The 25012-nt window shown below is 42.6% G+C and carries 21 protein-coding genes; 19 read left to right on the top strand and 2 right to left on the bottom strand.

From position 1 onward, the window contains the following. Window positions 1-10: 10 nt before the first annotated feature. The 5 genes from NQ508_RS10095 (at window position 11) to NQ508_RS10075 (ending at window position 6590) form a co-directional block, all read left to right on the top strand. A complete protein-coding gene (locus NQ508_RS10095; RefSeq protein ID WP_006427763.1) occupies window positions 11-511 on the top strand; it encodes an EFR1 family ferrodoxin in 501 nt (166 codons plus the stop codon). A 630-nt stretch (window positions 512-1141) separates the two neighbouring features. After that, a complete protein-coding gene (locus NQ508_RS10090) occupies window positions 1142-1594 on the top strand; it encodes an Hsp20/alpha crystallin family protein (protein WP_006427764.1) in 453 nt (150 codons plus the stop codon). Between the two features lie 150 nt (window positions 1595-1744). After that, a complete protein-coding gene (gene clpB / locus NQ508_RS10085) occupies window positions 1745-4339 on the top strand; it encodes an ATP-dependent chaperone ClpB (RefSeq protein ID WP_006427765.1) in 2595 nt (864 codons plus the stop codon). Beyond that, the gene (locus NQ508_RS10080; RefSeq protein ID WP_044920119.1) at window positions 4330-5517 is read left to right on the top strand and encodes a Y-family DNA polymerase; all 1188 of its coding nucleotides are present in this window, start codon (window positions 4330-4332) and stop codon (window positions 5515-5517) included. Before clpB ends, NQ508_RS10080 begins: the two co-directional genes overlap by 10 nt. Before the next feature lie 197 nt (window positions 5518-5714). Further along, window positions 5715-6590: a YitT family protein gene (locus NQ508_RS10075; protein WP_022415851.1), complete on the top strand. Its 876-nt coding sequence runs from the start codon at window positions 5715-5717 to the stop codon at window positions 6588-6590. Between the two features lie 353 nt (window positions 6591-6943). Here the strand turns inward: NQ508_RS10075 and pepT are convergent, their stop codons facing one another. Next, on the bottom strand, window positions 6944-8161 hold the full coding sequence (pepT, locus tag NQ508_RS10070; RefSeq protein ID WP_006427768.1) for a peptidase T: 1218 nt from the start codon (window positions 8159-8161) through the stop codon (window positions 6944-6946). Window positions 8162-8287: 126 nt separating this feature from the next. Here pepT and NQ508_RS10065 point away from each other — a divergent pair, with 126 nt between their 5' ends. The 14 genes from NQ508_RS10065 (at window position 8288) to lgt (ending at window position 23977) form a co-directional block, all read left to right on the top strand. Beyond that, window positions 8288-9751, top strand: a complete 1464-nt coding sequence (locus NQ508_RS10065; RefSeq protein WP_006427769.1) for a UDP-N-acetylmuramoyl-L-alanyl-D-glutamate--2,6-diaminopimelate ligase — start codon at window positions 8288-8290, stop codon at window positions 9749-9751. Beyond that, window positions 9752-11980, top strand: a complete 2229-nt coding sequence (priA, locus tag NQ508_RS10060) for a replication restart helicase PriA (protein ID WP_006427770.1) — start codon at window positions 9752-9754, stop codon at window positions 11978-11980. Window positions 11981-12001: 21 nt separating this feature from the next. Further along, on the top strand, window positions 12002-12475 hold the full coding sequence (gene def / locus NQ508_RS10055; RefSeq protein ID WP_006427771.1) for a peptide deformylase: 474 nt from the start codon (window positions 12002-12004) through the stop codon (window positions 12473-12475). A 1-nt stretch (window position 12476) separates the two neighbouring features. Then, complete coding sequence (fmt, locus tag NQ508_RS10050) at window positions 12477-13427, top strand: methionyl-tRNA formyltransferase (protein ID WP_022415853.1); 951 nt, start codon at window positions 12477-12479, stop codon at window positions 13425-13427. A 76-nt stretch (window positions 13428-13503) separates the two neighbouring features. Then, window positions 13504-14211, top strand: a complete 708-nt coding sequence (locus NQ508_RS10045) for a zinc metallopeptidase (RefSeq protein WP_022415854.1) — start codon at window positions 13504-13506, stop codon at window positions 14209-14211. 67 nt (window positions 14212-14278) lie between these two features. Continuing rightward, the gene (rsmB, locus tag NQ508_RS10040; protein WP_006427774.1) at window positions 14279-15589 is read left to right on the top strand and encodes a 16S rRNA (cytosine(967)-C(5))-methyltransferase RsmB; all 1311 of its coding nucleotides are present in this window, start codon (window positions 14279-14281) and stop codon (window positions 15587-15589) included. Then, window positions 15582-16652: a dual-specificity RNA methyltransferase RlmN gene (gene rlmN / locus NQ508_RS10035; RefSeq protein ID WP_006427775.1), complete on the top strand. Its 1071-nt coding sequence runs from the start codon at window positions 15582-15584 to the stop codon at window positions 16650-16652. The genes rsmB and rlmN overlap by 8 nt, the downstream gene beginning before the upstream one ends. After that, complete coding sequence (locus NQ508_RS10030) at window positions 16630-17373, top strand: Stp1/IreP family PP2C-type Ser/Thr phosphatase (RefSeq protein ID WP_006427776.1); 744 nt, start codon at window positions 16630-16632, stop codon at window positions 17371-17373. The genes rlmN and NQ508_RS10030 overlap by 23 nt, the downstream gene beginning before the upstream one ends. Next, window positions 17367-19481 carry a Stk1 family PASTA domain-containing Ser/Thr kinase gene (gene pknB / locus NQ508_RS10025; protein WP_022415856.1) on the top strand — a complete coding sequence of 705 codons (2115 nt, stop codon included), beginning with the start codon at window positions 17367-17369 and terminating at the stop codon, window positions 19479-19481. The genes NQ508_RS10030 and pknB overlap by 7 nt, the downstream gene beginning before the upstream one ends. Window positions 19482-19487: 6 nt before the next feature. Then, window positions 19488-20366 carry a ribosome small subunit-dependent GTPase A gene (gene rsgA / locus NQ508_RS10020; protein WP_006427778.1) on the top strand — a complete coding sequence of 293 codons (879 nt, stop codon included), beginning with the start codon at window positions 19488-19490 and terminating at the stop codon, window positions 20364-20366. Between the two features lie 2 nt (window positions 20367-20368). Beyond that, on the top strand, window positions 20369-21031 hold the full coding sequence (rpe, locus tag NQ508_RS10015; RefSeq protein ID WP_155115987.1) for a ribulose-phosphate 3-epimerase: 663 nt from the start codon (window positions 20369-20371) through the stop codon (window positions 21029-21031). Then, window positions 21024-21683, top strand: coding sequence for a thiamine diphosphokinase (locus NQ508_RS10010; RefSeq protein ID WP_006427780.1), 660 nt, complete (start codon window positions 21024-21026; stop codon window positions 21681-21683). The genes rpe and NQ508_RS10010 overlap by 8 nt, the downstream gene beginning before the upstream one ends. A 190-nt stretch (window positions 21684-21873) precedes the next feature. Further along, the gene (gene ychF, locus NQ508_RS10005) at window positions 21874-22974 is read left to right on the top strand and encodes a redox-regulated ATPase YchF (RefSeq protein ID WP_006427781.1); all 1101 of its coding nucleotides are present in this window, start codon (window positions 21874-21876) and stop codon (window positions 22972-22974) included. Between the two features lie 124 nt (window positions 22975-23098). After that, window positions 23099-23977, top strand: coding sequence for a prolipoprotein diacylglyceryl transferase (lgt, locus tag NQ508_RS10000; RefSeq protein ID WP_006427782.1), 879 nt, complete (start codon window positions 23099-23101; stop codon window positions 23975-23977). 94 nt (window positions 23978-24071) lie between these two features. Here the strand turns inward: lgt and nagB are convergent, their stop codons facing one another. Continuing rightward, complete coding sequence (gene nagB / locus NQ508_RS09995; RefSeq protein ID WP_006427783.1) at window positions 24072-24803, bottom strand: glucosamine-6-phosphate deaminase; 732 nt, start codon at window positions 24801-24803, stop codon at window positions 24072-24074. Window positions 24804-25012: the final 209 nt, after the last annotated feature.

Raw genomic sequence — 25012 nt, 5'->3', positions numbered from 1 at the left:
CTCACAGAAAATGATTTTGTATTTCAGTGCAACAGGAAACGGGAAATATATTGCAGAACAGATTGCGGAGAAAACAGATGAAAAATGTATGTCTATCGTAGACTGCATCTGTGAGGATAAGTATTGTTTCTCCAATGAAAAAATATTTGGAATGGTGGTACCGACTTATTTCTGGCGTCTTCCACGGATTGTTGCAGAATATCTGGGAAAGCTCAGAATTGAAAATTGTGGATATACATTTTTCCTTGCCAGCTATGGAACAACGACAGGTGAGGCTGGCAGTATGGCGAAGAAGATTATGGCTCATAATGGGCAGAACTTTGATGCCTACTATAGTGTGATTATGCTGGATACATGGACACCGGTATTTGACCTTACGAATAAGAATAGAGTTGATAAATGGCTGAGTGACGGCAAAAAGCAGCTTAAGCTTGTTATCGGCAATATAATGTCAAAAAGAAAAGGAAATTTTGTAGACAGAAAATTATATAGCCGGAAACCTGAACTATAATCCGGAAGTGCATTGCACCCATCATGAACACGAGCATTCCTGCGGAGAACATCATTGTGGTGAAGATAAGCATGGCTGTAACGGTAATGCAGGTAACTGTTAATGAGTGAGTCAAGCCTATTATTATCTGTGGAGTATTCTACGGATAATGGTAGGCTTTTTTCCTTTTTTTCGATAGGATTTGCTGAGGAATTCATTGTAGGTAGTTTGTAGACAGTTCCAGATACCACGGAGTTGTGTATCTGTAAAATTTACTAGTTGGAGTAACATTTTTTGAACATGATTATTTCTGATTCCATAGTTTTTTAGATATTAAATTTCTCAACAGAAAAATTATTATTTTATAGATGCAGTATTTGCGAGCGTAAATCTTACATTTTGGAGTATAACATTGAAAAGTGTTGCAAACCCTGTAAAAACAAGTGTTGCAAAAAAAAAACAAAAAATTAGCACTCACCTCTAGACAGTGCTAACAAAGTGTGTTATAGTACAAATAGAACAAATGAAGAGAGATAAAGAATCAAAGATATGATTCCGAATCGAAACTCCAGAAGTTCCAGCAAACAACATCCAGGAATTATCCGATGATGCTAACAATACATTTTAAACATTTGGAAGGAGAAATGACTTATGATGATGCCTAGTATTTTGGGAGAAAACTTATTTGATGATTTTATGAACGATTTCAGATTACCTGCATTTCCGGATGTAGACAAAGAACTGTATGGAAAACATGCAAAGAATTTAATGAAGACAGATGTAAAAGAAACCGAGAAAGGTTATGAAGTAGATATGGATCTTCCGGGATTTAAGAAAGATGAAATTCAGATGGAGCTGAATGATGGAGTGCTTACCATCAGCGCAGCCAAAGGACTGGACAAAGATGAGGAAGACAAGAAAGGTAACTACATCAGAAAAGAGCGTTATGCAGGCAGCATGAGCAGAAGTTTCTATGTAGGAAAATACGTAACCGTAGAGGATGTACATCCGAAATACGAGAACGGAATCCTCTCCTTCAGTGTTCCGAAAGAGGAAGCAAAACCAGTGGAAGAAAAGAAAAATTATATTTCCATTGAGGGATAATTAAATAAGGTAAGAAACGTTGCCACGGTGGGAGCAATCCTTCTGTGGCAAAAAAATACAACAAAATTAGCACTCGGGGGTTGACAGTGCTAACAAAACGATGTAATGTTATATTGCAAATAGAACAAGAGTGAAAAGGAGGTTGTCTATATGAATATAAATAAATTTACACAGAAATCACTGCAGGCTGTTCAGAACTGTGAACGTATTGCAATGGACTATGGCAACCAAGAGATTGCACAGGAGCATCTGCTCTATGCGTTGCTGACACAGGATGATAGCCTGATCGCGAAACTGATGGAAAAGATGGGGCTTGATAAGAACCTCATCATTAACAGAGTAGAAGAAGCCATTCAGAAACGTCCGAAAGTCCAGGGCGGACAGCAGTATGTCGGACAGGATCTGAACAATGCACTGGTACACGGTGAAGACGAAGCAAAAGCTATGGGAGATGAATATGTATCTGTAGAACATCTTTTCCTGGCAATGATGAAATATGCAAGTAAAGATATGAAGGCACTTTTCCGTGAAGTGGGAATTTCGAGAGAAGGATTTTTACAGGCATTATCAACCGTCAGAGGTAATCAGAGAGTGACCAGCGATAACCCGGAAGATACCTATGATACATTGAATAAATATGGTACCGATCTGGTAGAAAGAGCAAGAGAACAGAAGATGGATCCGGTTATCGGACGTGATTCCGAGATCCGTAATGTGGTCAGAATCCTTTCCCGTAAGACGAAGAACAACCCGGTCCTGATTGGTGAACCTGGTGTAGGTAAGACAGCAGTTGTAGAAGGTCTTGCACAGCGTATTGTACGCGGTGATGTACCGGAAGGACTGAAAGAGAAGACAATCTTCTCCTTGGATATGGGTGCTCTGGTAGCAGGTGCCAAATATCGTGGTGAATTCGAGGAACGTCTGAAAGCAGTACTCGAAGAAGTCAAGAACAGTGACGGAAGGATCATTCTGTTCATCGATGAGTTACACACCATTGTCGGAGCAGGTAAGACAGACGGAGCCATGGATGCCGGCAATATGTTAAAACCTATGCTGGCAAGAGGTGAACTCCACTGTATCGGTGCAACGACACTGGATGAATACCGTCAGTATATTGAAAAGGATGCCGCACTTGAGAGACGTTTCCAGCCGGTTATGGTAGAAGAACCCACCGTTGAAGATACCATTTCTATCCTTCGTGGATTGAAAGAACGTTATGAAGTATTCCATGGTGTGAAGATCACAGATGGTGCCCTGGTAGCAGCCGCAACATTATCTGACCGTTACATTTCCGACCGTTTTCTTCCGGATAAGGCTATCGACCTTGTAGATGAGGCGTGTGCATTGGTTAAGACAGAACTGGATTCTATGCCGGCAGAGATGGATGAGCTGAACCGTAAGATCATGCAGATGGAGATTGAAGAGACGGCTCTTAAGAAAGAAGATGACCGGTTAAGTAAAGAACGTCTGGAACACTTACAGCAGGAACTGGCAGAGCTTAGAGATGAATTTGCCGGTAAGAAAGCACAGTGGGACAATGAAAAAGTCGGTGTCGAACGTGTACAGAAACTACGTGAAGAGATTGAGCAGGTCAATAAAGACATCGAAAGAGCACAGCATTCCTATGATCTGGAGAAGGCAGCAGAACTTCAGTATGGCAAACTGCCACAGCTTCAGAAACAGTTAGAAGAGGAAGAAGCAAAGGTAAAAGACGAAGATCTGTCTCTCGTACACGAAAGTGTTAATGACGAAGAGATCGGAAGAATCGTATCCCGCTGGACAGGAATTCCGGTTGCCAAGTTAAATGAAAGCGAACGAAGCAAGACTTTACATTTAGGTGATGAACTGCATAAGAGAGTCATTGGACAGGATGAAGCGGTAGAACTGGTAACAGAAGCCATCATCCGTTCCAAAGCAGGAATCAAAGACCCGACCAAACCAATCGGTTCGTTCCTGTTCCTTGGACCTACCGGTGTAGGTAAGACAGAGCTTGCCAAAGCACTGGCAGAGAATCTGTTCGACGATGAGAACAACATGGTACGTATCGATATGAGTGAGTATATGGAGAAATATTCTGTGTCACGTCTGATCGGAGCGCCTCCGGGATATGTTGGATACGATGAAGGCGGTCAGCTTACCGAGGCAGTCAGAAGAAGACCTTATTCGGTTGTACTGTTTGATGAGGTAGAAAAGGCACATCCGGATGTATTCAATATCTTGTTACAGGTATTAGATGACGGACGTATCACCGATTCACAGGGACGTACCGTGGACTTTAAGAATACGATCCTGATCATGACATCCAATATTGGATCTCAGTATCTGCTGGATGGTATGGACGAAAATGGCAACATCAGCCAGGAAAGCCAGAATGCGGTAATGGAAGACTTAAGAGCACACTTCAGACCAGAGTTCCTGAACCGTCTGGATGAGACGATCATGTTCAAACCATTGACGAAAGACAATATTTATGACATTATTGACTTATTAGTAGCTGATGTCAACAAACGTCTGGCTGATCGTGAGATTTCAATCTTCCTGACCGAAGATGCGAAGAAATATGTCGTAGACGGAGGATACGATCCGAACTATGGTGCAAGACCACTGAAGAGATTCCTCCAGAAACATGTCGATACACTGGCAGCAAAACTGATGCTGCAAGGTGACGTTGGAGCACAGGATACGATCATCATAGACGTAGAAGACGGTAAGCTTGTGGCAAGGAGTCAGAGCGTGTGCGAATAATATTTCACATAGATGTCAATTCAGCTTATCTTAGCTGGACAGCAGTAGAACAATTGAAAAACGGAGCCGGGGTGGATATCCGGACGATACCTGCGATCATTGGCGGAGACCAGAAGTCCCGCCACGGTATCGTACTGGCAAAATCCATTTCGGCAAAAAAATATGGCATTCGTACGGGGGAACCTGTTGCGAATGCCTTTCGTAAGTGTCCGAATCTTAAGACCTATCTGCCGGATCATCAGATGTACCGTGAATATAGCAGAAAGCTGATGGAATTTTTACGTACTTACACGACACATATAGAACAGGTCAGTGTGGATGAATGTTATATGGATTTTACGGAGATTGCGGACCGGTTCACATCTCCGGTGGAAGGTGCGTCTGAAATCAAAGATGAGGTGTATAAAAGGTTCGGATTCACGGTGAATGTGGGGATATCTTCCAGAAAAGTCCTGGCAAAGATGGCATCTGACTTTGAAAAACCAAATAAAGTGCATACCTTATTCCCAGAAGAAGTCCCGGCGAAAATGTGGCCGCTGCCGATCGGAGAATTATTCATGGCAGGCCGTTCCAGTGTAGAGACGATGAAGAAGCTTGAAATCTATACGATCGGAGATCTGGCGAATACGGATCCGGCAATTTTGGAACTGCATTTGAAAAGCCATGGAAGAAAGCTATGGGAATTTGCCAACGGGCTGGATGATTCGGAAGTGGAAAGTGTCCGTGCAGAGGCAAAAGGAGTCGGCAATTCCACGACACTTCCCAAAGATCTGATAACAGAAGCAGAGGCATTGCCGGTATTGAAAGATCTGGCTGTAAGTGTGGGACGACGGTTGAGAAAAGCCGGACAAAAAGCCGGAATGGTGAGCGTAGAAATTAAGTACCACACTTTTAATCAGATGTCTCATCAGAAGCAGATGGAGAGACAGACGAACCAGGATCAGGATATTTATCAGGCATCTATCGAACTGTTCCGCGAATTGTGGAGCGGGGAACCTATCAGACTTCTTGGAATCCGGACGTCCAAGTTATCGGAAGAAAGCGAACCGGAGCAGTTGAGTCTGTTCGATATGAAGTTCGAATCCGAAGAGACGAGGAAGAAAAAGAAAAATCTGAAAGAGGCGTTGAAGAAATTAGAAGGAAAATATGGGGATGGGATTGTAAAAAAGGGATGGTAAAGGAAAAATCCTTGACAACCATAATGAAATTTGCTATAGTTATGAATATAAGAGCAGTTGCGAATTATATTTACATATAATTTGTGGCTGCTTTCTTTGTTTGTCCATAAATGAAGAAAGCGGACAATCATCGAACGACGTTAGTCGTGAGATGTATGTCCGCGGAAAATGTAAAAATAAATCTAGGAGGAATGGAAATGAAAAATGTAAATTGGAAAGAATTATTCATTGATATCCTTGTGGATATCGTAGCAGGTATGATCATCGCAGTTGGTATCTATAACTTTGCGCTGAATGCAGATTTCCCGGTAGCCGGATTTTCCGGTATCGCGATCATTCTGTATCACATATTCGGATTGCCGGTCGGTGCCGGAACCATTATTCTGAACGTACCTGTTGCAATCTTCTGTTATAAATTTTTAGGAAAAGAATTTTTCTTAAAATCTATGAAATCGATGATCATTTCGTCATTATTGATGGATTACGTAGCACCACTGTTCCCAGTCTATAACGGCAGCAGACTGCTGGCCGCTCTGTGCATGGGTGTGTTATGTGGAATCGGATACGCTATGATCTTCATGAGAGGTTCTTCAACAGGCGGACAGGACTTCATCAGCGTAGCGATCAAGAAAGTAAAACCACACATTACACTTGGAATCATTACATTTGTTCTTGATATCTGTACGATCATCCTTGGAACAGTACTGGTATTCAAGGATGTGGACGGCCTGATCTACGGTGTCATCGTTACTTATCTGATGGCAATGGTAATGGACAGAATCATGTATGGTATTGACGAAGGAAAGATGACCCTGATCGTAACCGATAAAGGTGCCGAGATCGCAGAACAGATAGATGCCTACTCAGGAAGAGGTTCCACAATTCTGAAAGGAATGGGAAGCTACTCTAAGAAAAACAAAGACGTCGTAATGTGTGCATGTAATAATAAGCAAATGTATACTATTAAAAAGATGGTGCATACCATCGACCCGAAAGCATTTACAATCATCGTAGAATCCAATGAAGTTGTGGGAGAGGGATTCAAGGAAGAAATTCCGGATATTGAACTGTAAAATAAAGAAGTGTATGGTCAAATGTGAAAGACCATACACTTTTTCTATTTGTAATATCCTTCAGATACCAGAACTTGTTTGCCGAAACGGATTTTTTTAATACTGAACCGCTTACTGAATAATATCGAAATCAGTGATCTGATAAGGAGACCGATATTCCGGATGTTGCTTCCATATGCAGTTACCGGTGCGCGTTTTAACGTGGAATAAGCGGTTCCTTGGAAAAGATTTTTGAAAAAATCTTCTATCCAGTAAAAGGCTCCGGAAACGGCCCATGGACTTTTTAAAACAAATATAAAAATAAGAAGACCAGCCAATTACCGGCTGGTCTTCTTACATTGAAAAGAGAATATTTATTCTGCATATAATTTTACAAGCTCTGTAACCACATCCACACTCTTATCCATACCCTCTACAGTAATATGTTCATAAGGTCCGTGATAAGCATGTCCGCCTGTTCCGAGATTCGGGCAAGGCAGGCCCTTGAAGCTTAACTGACAGCCGTCTGTACCGCCGCGGATCGGAAGTACAAGTGGTGTCACATCTGCATTTTCACATGCTTTTTTCGCATTGTCAATCAGATGCATACAGGTGGAGATAATCTCAGCCATGTTACGGTACTGTTCAGAAATGGTAAGTGTTACAGTACCTTCGCCCCATTTTTCATTCATGTCTTTCTCGATTAATTTTAAAGTTTTTTTCTTCGCTTCAAAGAGATCTTTGTCATGGTCTCTTACGATATAATGAAGTTCAGCTTCCGCAACTTCTCCGGACATACTTACCAGATGATAAAATCCTTCATAGTCTTCTGTTCCGCGAGGTGTTTCCATAGATGGAAGTGCGTTGTTGATTTCCATAGCTACAAGACTTGCATTGATCATGGTATCTTTGGAAGAGCCAGGATGCACGTTGAATCCTTTGATCACAAAATCAGCCTTACAAGCATTGAAGTTCTCGTACTGGATCTCACCTTCGGTATCACCGTCCAGTGTGTATCCATAGTCTGCACCAAACTGTTCTACGTTGAAGTGAGAAGCACCGGTACCGATCTCTTCATCCGGTGTAAATGCAACGCACAGAGGTCCGTGAGGAATCTTTTCTTCCTGTACACGTTCGATCATAGTTAAGATCTCAGCAATTCCGGCTTTGTCGTCTGCACCGAGAACCGTTGTTCCATCGGAGGTGATCAGTGTACGTCCCTTAAGACTTTCCAGATGTGGGAAGTTCTTAGGACTTAATACAGTATCACTTGTTCCAAGCTTAAGCTCGCCACCGTCATAATTTTCAGTAGCGATTGGTTTGATATCATGGTCACAGTAATCAGATACAGTGTCCATATGTGCGATGAATCCAATCGCCGGTTTGTCCTCCAGACCTGCGGTAGCCGGAAGCTTGCCATACAGATAACACTGGTCATCCAGAACAACATCCGTCAGTCCAAGATCTTTCATTTCCGCTTCCAGAAGTCTTGCAAGATCGAACTGGCATACAGAAGATGGTACAGTTTCGCTGTTTTCGTCACTTGGTGTACGGACAACGACATATTTCAGTAATCTTTCATAAGCTTTCATAAGTTACATTCCCCTTTTCTTATTTTTTCAAAATATTCTAACTATTACTATAACATAATTTTTCCTTTGCTGCATGGAAAAATGATGGTATACTTATGATATTGTAGGAAAATAGGAGGCAATCAGATGAAATTAACCCAGTTACTGGAACGTTTAGAATATGAAGTAGTACAGGGAGACGACCAGATTGAAGTCACAGAACTGATCAACGATTCCCGTAAAGTGACAGAAGGAAGTGTGTTCGTATGCATCAGCGGAGCGGTTTCCGACGGACATGCTTATGTACAGCAGGTTGCGGAAAAAGGAGCAGCGGCTGTGATCGTAGAAAAAGATGTAGAAGCACCGGAAGGATTGACAGTCATTAAGGTAGAGAATACCCGTTACGCACTGGCATTAACTTCGGCAGCATATTTCGGATATCCGGCAGAGAAGCTGAAAGTCATCGGTATCACAGGAACAAAAGGAAAGACAACGACAACCTATATGGTGAAATCCATTCTGGAAGAAGTCGGCATCAAAGTCGGACTGATCGGTACGATTGAGGCAATCATCGGAGATAAGAGTATCCCGGCAAATAATACAACGCCGGAATCTTATACCATTCAGAAATATTTTTCAGAGATGGTAGAAGAAGGCTGCGAATGTGTAGTTATGGAAGTTTCTTCACAGGGGCTGAAACTGGATCGTACCGCAGGAATTCCATTTGAGATCGGAATCTTTACGAACCTTGGAGAAGATCATATCGGACCGAATGAGCACAAAGATTTCAATGAATATAAATATTGTAAGAGTCTGTTATTCAAGCAGTGTAAGATCGGAATCGGTAATGTAGATGATAAATGGTTCGAAGATATATTCAAAGACGCAACATGCAAAGTGGAAACATTTGGATTTTCTGAAAAAGCAGATATTCGTGCAACGGATGTAAAGCACATCTCAAGACCTGGATACCTTGGAGTACAGTATCATGTAGCGGGACTTATGGACTTTGATGTAGAGATCGACATTCCCGGAGACTTCAGTGTATATAACTCACTGACAGCAATTGCCGTATGCAGACATTTCGGTGTGCCGGTAGAAGATATTAAGAAGGCGCTGAAGGTTGCAAGAGTCAAAGGCCGTATCGAGATGATCAAAGTATCTGATGACTTTACATTGATGATCGACTATGCACACAATGCCATGGCACTCGAAAGTCTTCTGGATACATTAAGAGATTATCATCCGGAAAGAATCGTGACCGTATTCGGTTGCGGCGGTAACAGATCTAAGACCAGACGTTACGAGATGGGTGAAGTATCCGGTAAATTATCCGACTTTACGATCATCACATCTGATAACCCGAGATTTGAAGAACCACAGGCGATCATCGATGACATTGTAGTAGGAATGAAGAAGACAGATGGAAAATACATCACGATCTGTGACAGAAAAGAAGCAATCAAGTATGCGATCGAACACGGCCAGCCTGGAGATGTCATCATTCTGGCAGGAAAGGGACATGAGACATATCAGGAAATCAAGGGTGTGAAACACGATATGGACGAACGTGTTCTGATCAAGGAAGTATTAGAGGAATTAAAGAAATAAATGTACGCTGATATTATCGTTGATATTACGCATGAAAAATTAGATAAAGTCTTTCAATACCGCATCCCCTCTCATCTGGAGGGGATGCTTAAGGTTGGAATGGAAGTTGTAGTTCCGTTCGGCATGGGAAATAAAGAAATCAAAGGCTATGTAACCGGATTCTCCGAACGTGCGGAGTATGCACCGGAGAAGATGAAAGAGGTCTTAAAAATTGCCGAAGAAAGTGTGGCGATTGAAAGTAAACTTGTTGCACTGGCGGCCTGGATGAAGGAATCTTACGGGGGAACGATGATCCAGGCACTGAAGACGGTACTTCCGATCAAGAAGAAAGAAAAAGCAAAGGAAAAGCAGAAGGTACGGCTTCTTTTGCCGGAAGCAGAGGGAAAAGAAAAGCTGGAACTGTATCTGCACAAGAATCAGAAAGCAAGAGCCAGACTTCTGGCGGCACTTCTGGATCAGCCGGAACAGGATTATGATTTTCTGATCCATAAGCTGAATCTGACGAGAAGTGTGGTAAGGGCACTGGAAGAGCAGAAGGTTCTGGCACTGGAATCGGAACAAGTATACCGTAACCCTGTGATTTATCAGCAGAAAGAACAAAAAGAAATCATTTATACAGAAGAACAGCAGGCGGCAATCCGGACATTTTCGAAGGATTATGAGCAGGGAATCCGTAAGACTTATCTGTTATACGGGGTGACAGGAAGCGGCAAGACAGAAGTATATATGGAAATGATCGATAAAGTTCTAAGTGAGGGCAGACAGGCAATCGTACTGATTCCGGAGATAGCACTGACCTATCAGACTGTGATGCGGTTCTACACAAGATTTGGCGGACGGGTGTCTATCCTGAATTCCAGGATGTCACAGGGAGAGCGTTATGATCAGATGGAACGTGTGAAAAAAGGTGAAGTCGATATCATGATTGGTCCGAGATCGGCTCTGTTCACACCGTTCGAACGACTGGGACTGATCGTCATTGACGAAGAGCATGAACCGACTTATAAGAGTGAACAGGTACCGAGATTTCATGCAAGAGAGACGGCAATCGAAAGAGCACGGATGGAGGGCGCAAGTGTAGTACTTGGTTCGGCAACTCCGTCTCTGGAAGCATTTTATGCGTGTGAGTGTGGCAGATATCAGATGCTGAGGCTTAGGAACCGCACCGGGAAGCAGGCACTCCCGGAAGTATATGTGGCAGATATGCGGGAAGAATTAAAGCATGGGAACCGTTCTATCTTAAGTGACCGGTTAAAAGTACTGATGCAGGACCGGCTGGAGAAGAAGGAACAGATAATGTTATTCCTGAACCGGAGAGGATACGCAGGCTTTGTTTCTTGCAGAGCCTGTGGATATGTAGTAAAATGTCCTCACTGTGATGTATCACTGTCGGTACACCGGGGCGGAAAAATGGTCTGTCATTACTGTGGGTATGAGACACAGACTGTTAAGAATTGTCCGGTGTGCGGGTCTCCGTATATCGGAGGTTTCCGGGCGGGAACACAGCAGATTGAAGATCTGGTGAAGCGGGAATTCCCACAGGCAAGGGTTCTTCGGATGGACATGGATACCACGAAGAACAAAGGCGGACATGAGAAAATCCTGGCGAAATTCGCAGATGAAGAAGCAGATATCATGATCGGGACACAGATGATCGTAAAAGGACATGATTTTCCAAATGTGACGCTGGTCGGTGTTCTGGCGGCAGATATGTCGCTGTATTCGGATGATTACCGTTCCGGAGAACGTACATTCCAACTCCTGACACAGGCGGCGGGCCGTGCGGGACGAGGCAGACGTCCGGGGGAGGTAATAATACAGACTTACAGTCCGGATCATTACAGTATCCGGATGGCAGCGAGACAGGATTACGAAGGCTTCTATGAAAAAGAGATGAATTACCGGGATCTGATGGGATATCCGCCGGCATCACAGCTGATGGCAGTCCTGATGACCGGATCTGATGAAAATAAGCTTACAACGGCAGCAGAATATCTGAAGAAATATGCAATCCGGGTAAGCGCAGACGGAGAAGTGCAGGTAATCGGACCGGCAAGTCCGTCGGTTGGAAAAGTCAATGACGTTTACCGGAAAGTCATATATCTGAAAAGTGAGGAATATCAGGTGCTTGTGCGGATCAAGAACCATATGGAACGCTATATCGAGATCAACAGAGGATTTGCGAACATGAGGATACAGTTTGACTTTAATCCGATGAATATTTTTTAAAAGATAAAGGAGACAAAAGAGATGGCACTTAGAACAATCAGAGAATTTGGGGATGAAGTTCTGAATAAAGAATGTAAAGAAGTAACGAAGATGACGCTTCGCACAAAAGTACTGATCAACGACATGTTAGATACCATGTATGAAGCAATGGGCGTAGGGCTTGCGGCACCACAGGTTGGGATCCTGAAGCGTATCGTAGTCATTGATATCGGAGAAGGACCGATCGTCCTGATCAATCCGGTGATCCTGGAGACATCCGGAGAACAGACAGGCGAAGAAGGATGCTTAAGCCTTCCTGGAAAAGCAGGAATCGTGACAAGACCGAATTATGCGAAAGTAAAAGCATTGAATGAAGATATGGAAGAAGTGATCCTGGAAGGAGAAGGTCTCCTTGCAAGAGCATTCTGTCATGAGATCGACCATCTGGATGGTAAGTTATATACCAGACTGGTAGAGGGTGAAGTACATGACGTGAACTATGAGGAGGAAGAATAGCATGAAAGTAATATTCATGGGAACACCGGACTTTTCGGTCGGAACACTGGAAGCACTGATCGAAGCCGGACATGAAGTCGTACTTGCAGTCACACAGCCGGATAAGCCGAAGGGACGTGGCGGCAAGATGCAGTATACACCGGTCAAAGAAGCAGCACTGGCACATGGAATCCCAGTCTTTCAGCCGGTGAAGATCAGAGAAGCGCAGGCCGTAGAAGAACTTCGCAAATATAATGCAGATATCATGGTCGTTATCGCATTCGGACAGATCCTTCCAAAAGAAATTCTTGAGATGACACCATACGGATGCATCAATGTACATGCGTCCTTATTGCCAAGTTACCGTGGTGCGGCTCCGATTCAGTGGGCAGTTATCAACGGGGATAAAGTGTCCGGTGTAACGACGATGCAGATGAATGAAGGCCTGGATACGGGAGATATGATCATGAAGACAGAAGTGCCACTGGCAGAAGATGAGACAGGCGGAAGCCTTCATGACAAGCTTGCTAAAGCAGGTGCAAAGCTCTGTGTTGAGACATTAAAGGCACTGGAAGATAAGACTGCAACGTGGGAAACACAGGGAGAAAGCCCGACAGCATATGCGAAAATGCTGGACAAAAAGCTCGGAGATATCGATTGGAGCAAGTCTGCGAAGGCAATCGAATGTCTGATCCGGGGTCTGAATCCATGGCCGAGTGCTTACACAGACTGGAATGGTAAAGTCATGAAAATCTGGGAAGCAAAAGTTCTGGATGAGAATACCGATGCAACCCCGGGAACAATCGTGAAAGTGGAAAAAGACGGATTTTCTGTACAGACAGGAGACGGACTTCTGAAAGTACTGGTACTTCAGATCCCTGGAAAGAAGAGAATGGAAGCGGACGCTTTCTTACGAGGTTATCAGATCGAAACAGGATGTGAACTTTCTTCACAAATGATTAAGAATTGTTAAAAATGTATGAAAACCTGCTATTTGGGGAAATTTTCATATATAATGCAGGTCATAGAGAGCAAGGAGGCTGATAATTATGTATTATCCAATGTATTTTGATCCAACGTATATATTAGTGCTGATTGGTGTCGTGATCTGCCTGATTGCATCTGCGAAGATGAATTCCACATTCAGCAGATATTCCAGAGTAAGGAATCATTCCGGTATGACAGGAAGAGATGCTGCAGAGCAGATCCTTCACAGGGAAGGACTGTATGATGTGCGGATCGAGCATATTTCCGGCAATCTCACTGACCATTATGATCCAAGAACAAAGACGCTGAGACTTTCGGATGCAACGTATAATTCTACATCAGTAGCAGCACTTGGCGTAGCAGCGCATGAATGCGGGCATGCAGTACAGCATGCGACGGGATATGTGCCGCTGAAGTTAAGAAGCAGCCTGGTGCCGGTGGCGAATTTCGGAAGTTCGATCGCGTGGCCGTTAATTATCCTTGGATTTTTCTTCAACAGCAGTACGACCTCTTCACTGTTCATCAATCTTGGAATCCTTGCATTTTCACTTGCAGTGTTATTCCAGATTGTGACATTACCGGTGGAATTTGATGCGTCGCACAGAGCATTAAAGATCCTTGGTAATACAGGCATGTTGTATGAGGATGAAGTCAGAGATACCAGAAAGGTGCTGACAGCGGCAGCGCTTACTTATGTAGCCGGAGCAGCATCTGCAATTCTGCAGCTTCTGCGTATACTGCTTCTGACTGGAAATCGAAGAAACGATTAATTAACGAAAGGGAAGGGGATATAAACCGCTTCCCTGATTGTATATCTATGGGAAGAGGAGGGGACGTATGCAGGCGTCTGTAAATGAAAGAGAATTAGTGCTGGACATGCTGCTTCAGATCACGAGAGACGGTGAGTACAGCCATATTGTTATAAAGAATGTTCTGGATAAATATCAGTATCTGGACAAACGAGAACGTGCATTTATCACAAGAGTGGTAAATGGAACCCTGGAACGCATGATTGAGATCGACTATATCATTAATCTGTTTTCAAAGGTAAAAGTAAATAAGATGAAACAGTTGATACGAACGATCTTAAGAAGTTCGGTGTATCAGATGAAATATATGGACAGCGTACCGGATTCGGCAATCTGTAATGAAGCGGTGAAGCTTGCAGGCAAAAGAGGATTCGTGAATCTGAAAGGATTCGTCAACGGAGTGCTCCGCAATATCAGCAGGAATCTTGACAAGATTAACTATCCGGATGAGAAGGATAAGGTGTCTTACCTTTCCGTGAAGTATTCGCTGCCGGAATGGCTGGTCAAACAATGGCTGAACGTATACGACGAAGAGACAGTAAAGACAATCGGAAGTGCATTTCTGGAAGAAAAGCCATTAACAGTCCGGTTTAATGAACATAAGATCAAAAAAGAAGATCTGGTCGGAATCCTGAAAAAAGAAGGTGTAACGGTTGGTGAAGTGCCGGAGATTCCGTGTGCATTATATCTGTCAGGATATGATCACCTGTCCGCACTTCCAAGCTTCTGCGAAGGACTTTATCAGGTGCAGGATTTAAGTTCTATGCAGGTAGCATTATGGTCAGAAGTGAAAGAAGGAGACCAGATACTGGATGTGTGTGCCGCACCGGGTGGAAAATCCATACATATCGCAGAACTTCTGAACGGAACCGGCCATGTGGAAGCAAGAGATTTGACTGAATATAAAGTCGATCTGATCCGGGACAACATCGAAAGAAGCGGCCTTACCAATATTGAGGCAGTATGCCAGGATGCAACCGTGTATGATCCGGATAAGAAAAAGAGTGCAGATATTGTAATCGCAGATCTTCCGTGTTCCGGACTTGGTGTACTTGGAAAGAAACCGGATCTGCGTTATAAGATGAATGAAAAGACGGAAGCTGACTTGGTGGAATTACAGAGGAAGATCCTGTCGGTGGTAAAGGATTATGTAAAACCGGACGGGAAGCTTCTGTATAGTACCTGTACCATACACAGAGAAGAGAATGAGGGGAATGTAGAATGGTTCCTGAAAGAATATCCGGAATTTGAACTGGTGAAAGACAAACAGATGATTCCGGGTAAAGATGCAGGAGATGGATTCTACATAGCAATAATAAAAAGGGTGAACCATGAGTAAGAAAGATATATGTTCCTATAATTATGATGAATTAAAAGAAGAGATGCTTGTAATCGGAGAGAAGGCATTCCGGAGCAAACAGATCTATGAATGGCTTCATGTAAAGCTGGCAGATGATTTTGATGAAATGACGAATCTGTCAAAAGCCTTACGTGAGAAACTGAAAAAAAATTATGAGATCCGCAAAGTGAAGATGATCGATCATCAGATATCAAAAGAAGATCCGACGGAGAAGTTCTTATTCGAACTGGAAGACGGTAATATGGTAGAAAGTGTTCTGATGAAATATAATTACGGTAATTCCGTATGTATCTCTTCGCAGGTGGGCTGTCGTATGGGGTGCAGATTCTGCGCTTCGACAATCGGTGGACTGGTAAGAAGCCTGGAGCCGTCTGAGATGTTAAGGCAGATCTATCACATCCAGAAGATTACCGGAGAACGTGTTTCGAATGTTGTTGTGATGGGAACCGGAGAACCGCTCGATAATTATGATAATTTTGTAAAGTTTATCCATATGTTGAGTGATGAGCACGGACTGAATATCAGTCAGAGAAATATTACGGCGTCTACCTGTGGAATCGTTCCGAATATGAGACGGCTTGCGGAGGAAGGACTTCAGATCACACTGGCACTTTCACTTCACGGTTCCAGTCAGGAAAAACGTAAGAAACTGATGCCGGTAGCGAATAAATACGATCTGTCGGAAGTACTGGATGCCTGCGATTATTATTTTGACAAGACAGGAAGAAGGATTACTTTCGAGTACAGTCTGGTAGCCGGAGTGAATGACCAGCCGGACGATATCCGGGAACTTACGACGATTTTAAAAGGGCGAAATTGTCATCTTAATCTGATTCCGGTGAACCCGATCAAGGAAAGAGATTTCAAAAAGCCGGACCGCAAAAATGCCATGGAATTTAAAAATAAACTTGAAAAAAACGGAATTAATGTTACTATAAGAAGGGAAAGAGGCTCTGATATTGACGGAGCCTGTGGACAGTTGCGTCGCAGACACGCAGCCAAAAGCGAGGGAGAGACAGATGAAAATTTATGCAATGACTGATGTAGGAAGAAGACGTGAGGTCAATCAGGACTATGTATATGTGACAGACAGACCGATTGGACCATTTCCAAATCTCCTTACGGTCGCCGACGGAATGGGCGGACATAAGGCGGGAGATTTCGCGTCCAGTTATACGGTAAATGTATTAAAAGATGAACTGAAGAAGACACCGATGGATAAACCCGAGGAGATCCTAAGGAGCGTAGTCAGTATTGCAAATCATAAATTAATCGAGGCAGCTTCAAGAGATATAAAACTGGAAGGTATGGGAACGACACTGGTAGCGGCAACTGTTGTTGGCAATACATTGTACTTTGCCAATGTGGGAGACAGCAGACTTTACCTGATCAACGATAAGATCCGTCAGCTTTCCAAAGATCACTCGCTGGTAGAAGAGATGGTAAGACTTGGTGGAATCAAAGCAGAAGAAGCAAGAAACCATCCGGATAAGAACATCATTACACGGGCAATTGGTGTAAAAGAAGATGTGGAACCGGACATTTATGAATATCGTCTGAAAAAGGGTGATATGATATTGATGTGTACAGATGGCCTCAGTAATATGGTAGAGGATGAAGACATGTTCAATATTGTCAAAGGTTCCAGAGACGTAGTGGAAGCTGTTCAGATGTTGATAGAAAAAGCAAATAGCAATGGCGGGAGAGATAATATAGGGGTTATCGTAGCAGAGCCACTTGCTGATGAGGTGAGTGTATGGTAAAAGATGGAATCGTACTAGGCAAGAGATATGCTGTACTTAGTAAGATCGGTGCCGGCGGAATGGCAGATGTCTATAAAGGCCGGGATCAGATGCTGAACCGATATGTAGCGATTAAGGTATTAAAGAAACAGTATAAAGAGGATGAAAATTTCGTGAGAAAATTTCGTTCGGAGGCACAGGCAGCAGCCGGACTGATACATCCGAATATTGTAAATGTATATGATGTAGGGGAGGACCGTGGCCTTAACTATATGGTTATGGAACTCGTAGAAGGAATTACATTAAAAGAATATATAGAGAGAAAGGGAAGACTTTCTCATAAAGAGACGATCAGTATTGCGATTCAGATGTGCAGCGGTATCGGCGCAGCACATGCATCGGGAATTATCCATCGCGATATCAAACCACAGAATATTATTATTTCCAAGGACGGAAAGGTAAAAGTTACGGATTTTGGAATTGCGAAGGCCATAACGTCCAATACGGTAAGTACGAATGCGATGGGATCGGTTCATTATACGTCGCCGGAGCAGGCAAGAGGCGGATTCAGTGATCAGAGAAGTGATATTTATTCAATTGGTATAACTTTATTCGAAATGGTAACCGGTCAGGTTCCATTTGACGGGGAGACAACGGTAGAAGTTGCAATGAAGCATCTGCAGCAGGAGATTACACCGCCGTCAGAACTCGTACCGGATATTCCGTACAGTCTGGAGCAGATCATTCTGAAATGTACGCAGAAAAGTTCAGAGAGAAGATATGAAAGTACAGGGGCTCTGATTCAGGATCTGAAGCATTCACTGGTCGATCCGGATGGGGATTTTGTAGTGATCCCTCCAATCGGTGGTATGACAGATACCGTTATCATGACAGACAAAGATCTGGATGATATCCGGAATGGAAATGATGATGAAGAGTATGATACAGAAGAGTATGATACAGATGAGTATGATACAGATACCATGTATGGAAATGATGACAACGACGAAGATTATGAGAATTATGAAAGTGGCAGAGGGGCAGATGAAGTCAATCCGCATATGCATAAGATCATGAAGATACTTACAATCGTAGTTGTGGCGATCATCGTGCTGATCCTTGTATTTACTGTTGGTAAGGCGGCAGGCGTATTTAAATCATTTGGTGGAATTACAACTCAGGACGAGGAAGATAAATCAGGCAAGGTCACAGTACCGGATGTCCGTGGTATGTCTGAAGAGAATGCAAAGGCACTGCTGAATAAAAAAGGACTCGGAATTCAGGTTGTGACAAGAAAAGAGTCTAAGAAGTATAAGGCAGGAAAGATCTCAAAACAGACACCGGAAGCCGGAGAAAAGGTATCAAAACATACCAAGATTGAAGTAGTTGTAAGTTCAGGACTAGTTGGAAGCAAAAAGGCAATACCGTATGTCAGTGGTATGAGTGAGACAGAGGCACAGAATGAACTTGAGGAGGCAGGATTTAAAGTAACTTCAAGTTTCCAGTATGATGACAGTGTTGAAAGTGGAAAAGTAATCAGTACAACACCGGAAGCAGGTACAAAAGCTGAGAAAGGTTCGACGGTTACGATGCTGGTAAGTCAGGGAAGCAATAAGAAGACAGTGCCGGATGTAAGAGGTATGGCAGATGCAACTGCACAGAGTACAATCAAGAGTTACGGATTTAATGTAGGAACTGTAACTTATGATTACAGCGACAGTGTAGAAAAAGGAATGGTCATCAGTCAGACAGTAGAACCTGGAACAAAGGCTTCTGCAGGAACGAGTATTTCTATTACCGTAAGTAACGGACCGAAACCGGAGGAAAAGATAGAAGTACAGAGTTTTGTCGGTCAACAGGAATCAGCACTGAAGAGCTGGGCATCGTCAAAAGGACTTTATACCAATATATCTGATTCACAATACAGTGACAGTTATGCAAAAGGATGTATTATTTCCATGACTCCTTCTTCAGGAACAGTTTCCAAAGGAGGAACAATCAGTTATGTGATCAGTCTTGGATCAAAATCACAAGATAGTAATAACACTGGAAATAATGGTGACAATTCCGGAAATTCAGGAAATAACGGCCAGAATTCCGGTGATGGAAATAACGGTGGTAATCAGTAAAAAGATATGCAGGGAAAAATTATAAAAGGAATTGCCGGATTCTACTACGTTCATGTAGTAGAATTCGGTGTTTATGAATGTAAAGCAAAAGGGGTATTTCGTAAAGAAAAGATAAAACCTCTGGTCGGAGATAATGTAGAGATAGAGGTTCTGGATGAATCCGAGAAGAAAGGCAATATCGTAAAAATCTTGCCTCGTCAGAATGAATTGATACGTCCGGCAGTGGCTAACATCGATCAGGCATTGGTGGTTTTTGCAATCACAAAACCGAATCCGCATTTTAATCTATTGGACAGATTTCTGGTCATGATGGAAAGCAAAGAAATTCCGGTGGTTTTATGCTTTAATAAAGAAGATATTGCAACAGATCCTCAGATAAAAGAACTGGAAGAAATCTACGAAACATGTGGCTATCCAATGGTATTCGTAAGTGCAAAAGAAGAACGGGGAATTGAAAAAATACGTGAATTGCTAAAAGGAAAGACGACGGCAATTGCAGGGCCGTCAGGGGTAGGAAAATCTTCGATCATCAATATTCTGCAGCCGGACGCCGAGATGGAGACCGGTGCGATCAGCACAAAGATTGAGCGTGGCAAACATACGACACGACATTCGGAACTATTCGCGATCGATGAGGATTCTTATATCATGGATACACCCGGATTTAGCTCATTGTACGTCAATGATTATGAAAAAGAAGAATTGAAATATTTATTCCCGGAATTCCGGGAATATGAAGGAATGTGTCGGTTTAATGGATGTGATCATGTGCATGAGCCGGGATGCGCAGTAAAAGAAGCTTTGGAAGAAGGAAAGATTCATAAGATCCGTTATCAGAATTATATAGAAATGTATGAGGAATTGAAGAATAAGAGGAGGTACTGATGATAAACTATGTATTAGCACCGTCAATACTGGCGGCGGATTTCAAAGTTTTGGGTCAGGAAATGAAAAAGACTGAGGATAATGGAGCGGAATATATTCATTTTGATGTCATGGATGGAATGTTTGTACCAAGCATTTCATTCGGTATGCCGGTTATGGCATCGATTCATGATGCTACAGAGCAATTCATGGATGCACATCTGATGGTTCAGGAGCCAATCCGTTATGTGGAAGCATTTCAGAAAGCAGGGGCTGATTCTGTAACTGTACATGTAGAAGCCTGTGAGGATGTAAAAGCTACGCTGAATAAGATCCGCGAATGCGGAATGAAAGTAGGACTTTCTATTAATCCGGAGACGGATGTGAAGGAAGTTGTACCGTATCTTGAAGAAGTGGATATGATTCTGGTGATGTGTGTTCATCCTGGATTCGGAGGACAGAAATTCATTCCAGAGTCATTGGACAAGATTCGTGCGATTCGTGCGATGTTAAATGAAAAAAATCTGGAGACGGATATTCAGGTAGATGGCGGCGTCTATGTAGAGAATGTAAGAGAAGTACTGGATGCAGGAGCGAATGTGATTGTTTCCGGCTCCGCTGTATTCAGAGGGGATGCCGGAGAAAATACTGCAAAATTTATGGAGATACTAAAGAGTTATGAGTAAGAGGATTATCATCATCAGTGGTGGGGAACTGAATGAAGAATTTGTATTATCGATTCTTGAAAAAGAAGAGAATCAGTATGTCATCGGTGTGGACAGAGGTATGGAGTTCCTTTGCAGACATCAGATACTGCCGAATTATATTGTTGGCGATTTCGACAGTGTAAAAAAAGAAATCGGTGATTATTACCGCAATGAGACGAATGTTCCTATTCGTGAATTTAATCCGGTAAAAGATGCATCGGATACAGAGATTGCAATAAGACTTGCGATGACACTAGGGGCTAAGGAAATCCTGATCCTTGGAGCGACCGGAGGGCGAATTGATCATCTCTGGGCTAATGTACAGAGCCTTGCAATTCCATTTAAAGCAGGGATTGATGCCGTTATTATGGATACGCAGAATAAGATCCGTCTGATCGGAGGCGGGGAGACACACCTGAAGAAAGGTGAAACATATGGGCCGTATTTTTCAGTGTTCCCGTTGGGGAAAGAGGTATATGGATTTAGTATTAAGGGGGCAAAGTATCCGCTTGATAATCATACCCTGATTCCTTATGACAGTCTGTGTGTAAGCAATCAGTTTCAGGAAGATGAAGTTACGATCAGCTTCATGAAAGGGATTGTAATCCTGATGGAGACAAAAGACAGATAAAATTTTCATAATAGAATTTAAAGCAAAATTATTCACAAAAAAGTCCTAGCATGGTATAATACAAAATACTGTGTTAAGACTTTTTTATTGTGATATAAGAGTGCCGGAATGAGAATGATTACCGGCAAGACTATCAGACATAGAGTGCCAAAAAGAGAAAACAGATAGATTCACAGGAGGAAATAGAAAAATGAAATTAGGAATCGTAGGATTACCAAACGTAGGAAAGAGTACACTGTTTAACTCACTTACAAAGGCCGGAGCAGAATCAGCTAACTACCCGTTCTGTACCATCGACCCGAACGTAGGAGTTGTAACTGTACCGGATGAAAGATTAAATGTACTGGGAGAGATGTATCACACAAAAAAAATCATCCCGGCAGCAATTGAATTCGTTGATATCGCTGGACTCGTAAAAGGTGCTTCAAAAGGAGAAGGACTTGGGAACCAGTTCCTTGCCAATATCCGTGAAGTAGATGCAATCGTACATGTAGTGAGATGCTTTGAGAACAGCAATATCGTACACGTAGACGGAAGCATTAATCCACTTCGTGATATCGAGACAATTAACTTAGAGCTGATCTTCTCTGATCTTGAAATCCTGGAAAGAAGAATTTCCAAAGTTTCCAAAGTTGCAAGAAATGATAAATCAGCAGCAAAAGAACTCGGACTTCTGAATAAGGTTAAAGCACATCTCGAAGACGGAAAGCTTGCAAAGACATTCGAAGAAGTAGATGACGAGGAAGAACAGGCATGGCTGGAAAGCTACAATCTTCTGACTTACAAACCAGTGATCTATGCAGCAAATGTATCTGAAGACGATCTGGCAGATGATGCGGCTAATAACGAAGGGGTACAGGCTGTTCGTGAGTATGCCAAGGGAGAGCAGAGTGAAGTATTCGTTGTATGTGCAGAGATCGAAGCAGAGATTTCAGAACTGGATGATGATGAGAAGAAGATGTTCCTGGAAGATCTTGGATTAAAAGAGTCTGGTCTGGAAAAACTGATCAAAGCAAGCTATAAACTGCTTGGACTTATCAGTTACCTGACAGCAGGTGAGCCGGAAGTCCGTGCATGGACGATCACAGAAGGAACAAAGGCACCTCAGGCAGCTGGAAAGATTCATTCTGACTTTGAAAGAGGATTCATCCGTGCAGAGGTTGTATCTTATGATGATCTGATCGCATGCGGAAGTCACACAGCAGCCAAAGAAAAGGGTCTGATCCGTCTGGAGGGAAAAGACTATGTGGTAAAAGACGGAGACATCATGCTGTTCCGTTTCAATGTATAAGCATACTAAGCATGCTGAAAACACATAAGAAAATGTATAAATAGAAAAGCTGGCATGGTATGTGCCGGCTTTTCTGCCAATCTGGAAAGTCATATCTATAAAGAAAAAGGAAAGGGAAAAAGAAATGCACAGAACAATTGATTTTCCGAATCTGGGAATTCATTTAAAATCTGTCGGAGATCATATCACCGTATTTGGATTTGATATTGCATATTATGGGATCGTCATAGGAATTGGGATCCTGGCGGGACTCATGCTGGCAGTAATGGAAGCAAAGCGCACACATCAGAATGTAGAGGATTATTATGATCTGGCAATATACGGAGTAATCTTTTCGATTATCGGAGCAAGAGCATATTATGTGATCTTCTCCTGGGATATGTATAAAGACGACATTAAGAGCATCATTAATATCCGTGAGGGAGGACTTGCTATATACGGTGGTGTAATTACTGCAATTATTGTAGTATTCATATTTGCAAAAATAAAAAAAATATCACCGTTTCTTTTATTTGATACCGGCGGATTTGGTCTGATCACCGGACAGATGATTGGAAGATGGGGAAATTTTTTTAACCGAGAAGCATTCGGTGAATATACAAATGGCTTATTTGCAATGAGACTTCCGGTAGATGCAGTCAGAAGCTCAGACATTACTACAAAGATGTGGAATCATGCAGAGACCGTAAAAGGGGTCATGTACATTCAGGTTCACCCGACATACCTGTATGAATCCATGTGGTGCCTGATGGTGCTGATCATTATGCTGCTATACCGCAAACACAAGAAATTCGATGGAGAGGTCTTCCTGATCTATCTCTTAGGCTACGGTCTTGGCAGATTCTGGATCGAAAGCCTCAGAACAGATCAGCTTTTATTGCCGAAAGTTGGACTTCCGGTATCACAACTTCTGGCAGGCACAATTGTGATAGTATCAGCAATCCTGGTTATTACAGGCAGAAAAAAAGCCGCACGCATCAAAAGTACGGAGTCAAATCAGTAAGACAGATATAAAAAAGCAGGCATTCTTTCAATAGAACGCCTGCTTTTTTATACCAAAGTATACAACAGAACTTGCCGGTGGTAAGTCCTGTGATCTACATATTAATTTTGCTAAGTGCAGCTGCATCAGCCACAATCGTAACATCATTGTGAAGCTGAAGGATAGAAGCAGGAACTTCCGGAGTAATTGGGCCGTATAATACTTCTTTTAAGATTGCAGCTTTATCTTCTCCGCTTACGACTACGAGGATCTTCTTTGCCTGCATGATATTTTTAATACCCATTGTGTAGGCCTGTCTTGGAACATCATCTTCAGATTCGAAGAAACGTTTGTTGGCTTCAATTGTGCTTTCTGTCAGATCTACACAGTGTGTCTCTTTTTCAAAAGCAGCACCTGGCTCGTTGAATCCGATGTGTCCGTTGTGTCCAAGACCGAGAAGCTGAAGGTCTACGCCGCCCTGTTTGCGGATGATCTCATTGTATTCACTGCAGGCTTTGTCAGAATCTGCTTCCAGTCCGTTCGGAACGAAAGTACGTGTTTTATCGATATTTACATGATCGAAAAGATTGGTGTTCATGAAATATCTGTAGCTCTGGTCATTTTCCGGACTGAGTCCTTTATATTCATCGAGGTTCACGCTTGTAACCTGAGAAAAATCAAGATCACCTTTCTTATACCATTCAATCAGCTGTTTATAAGTACCGACCGGTGAAGATCCGGTTGCAAGTCCAAGTACACAGTTTGGTTTCATAATAATCTGTGCAGAAATAATGTTTGCTGCTTTACGGCTCATATCCTGATAGTCTTTTGCTTTATAAATTACCATAATAATAACCTCTCCTTATTCAATTGTTTTTTGTTTCTGAATACCAGTATATACATTATAAATGAATTTTCAAGTGAAATAGAAAGAACAGAAACTACTTTCAAAACTGGAAAGAAACTACCTGGAATTGTGCAAGTTGCACAAAATAAAAGGCGAAAAATAAGGAAAATAGGATATGGGAATTGAAAAGAATGAAAGAGCTTTCAACA

This window comes from Dorea longicatena, assembly GCF_025150085.1.
GTDB lineage: Bacteria > Bacillota > Clostridia > Lachnospirales > Lachnospiraceae > Dorea_A > Dorea_A longicatena.
Note: the sequence above shows the minus strand (reverse complement) of the source record. Positions and strands in the feature narration are given on the sequence as shown.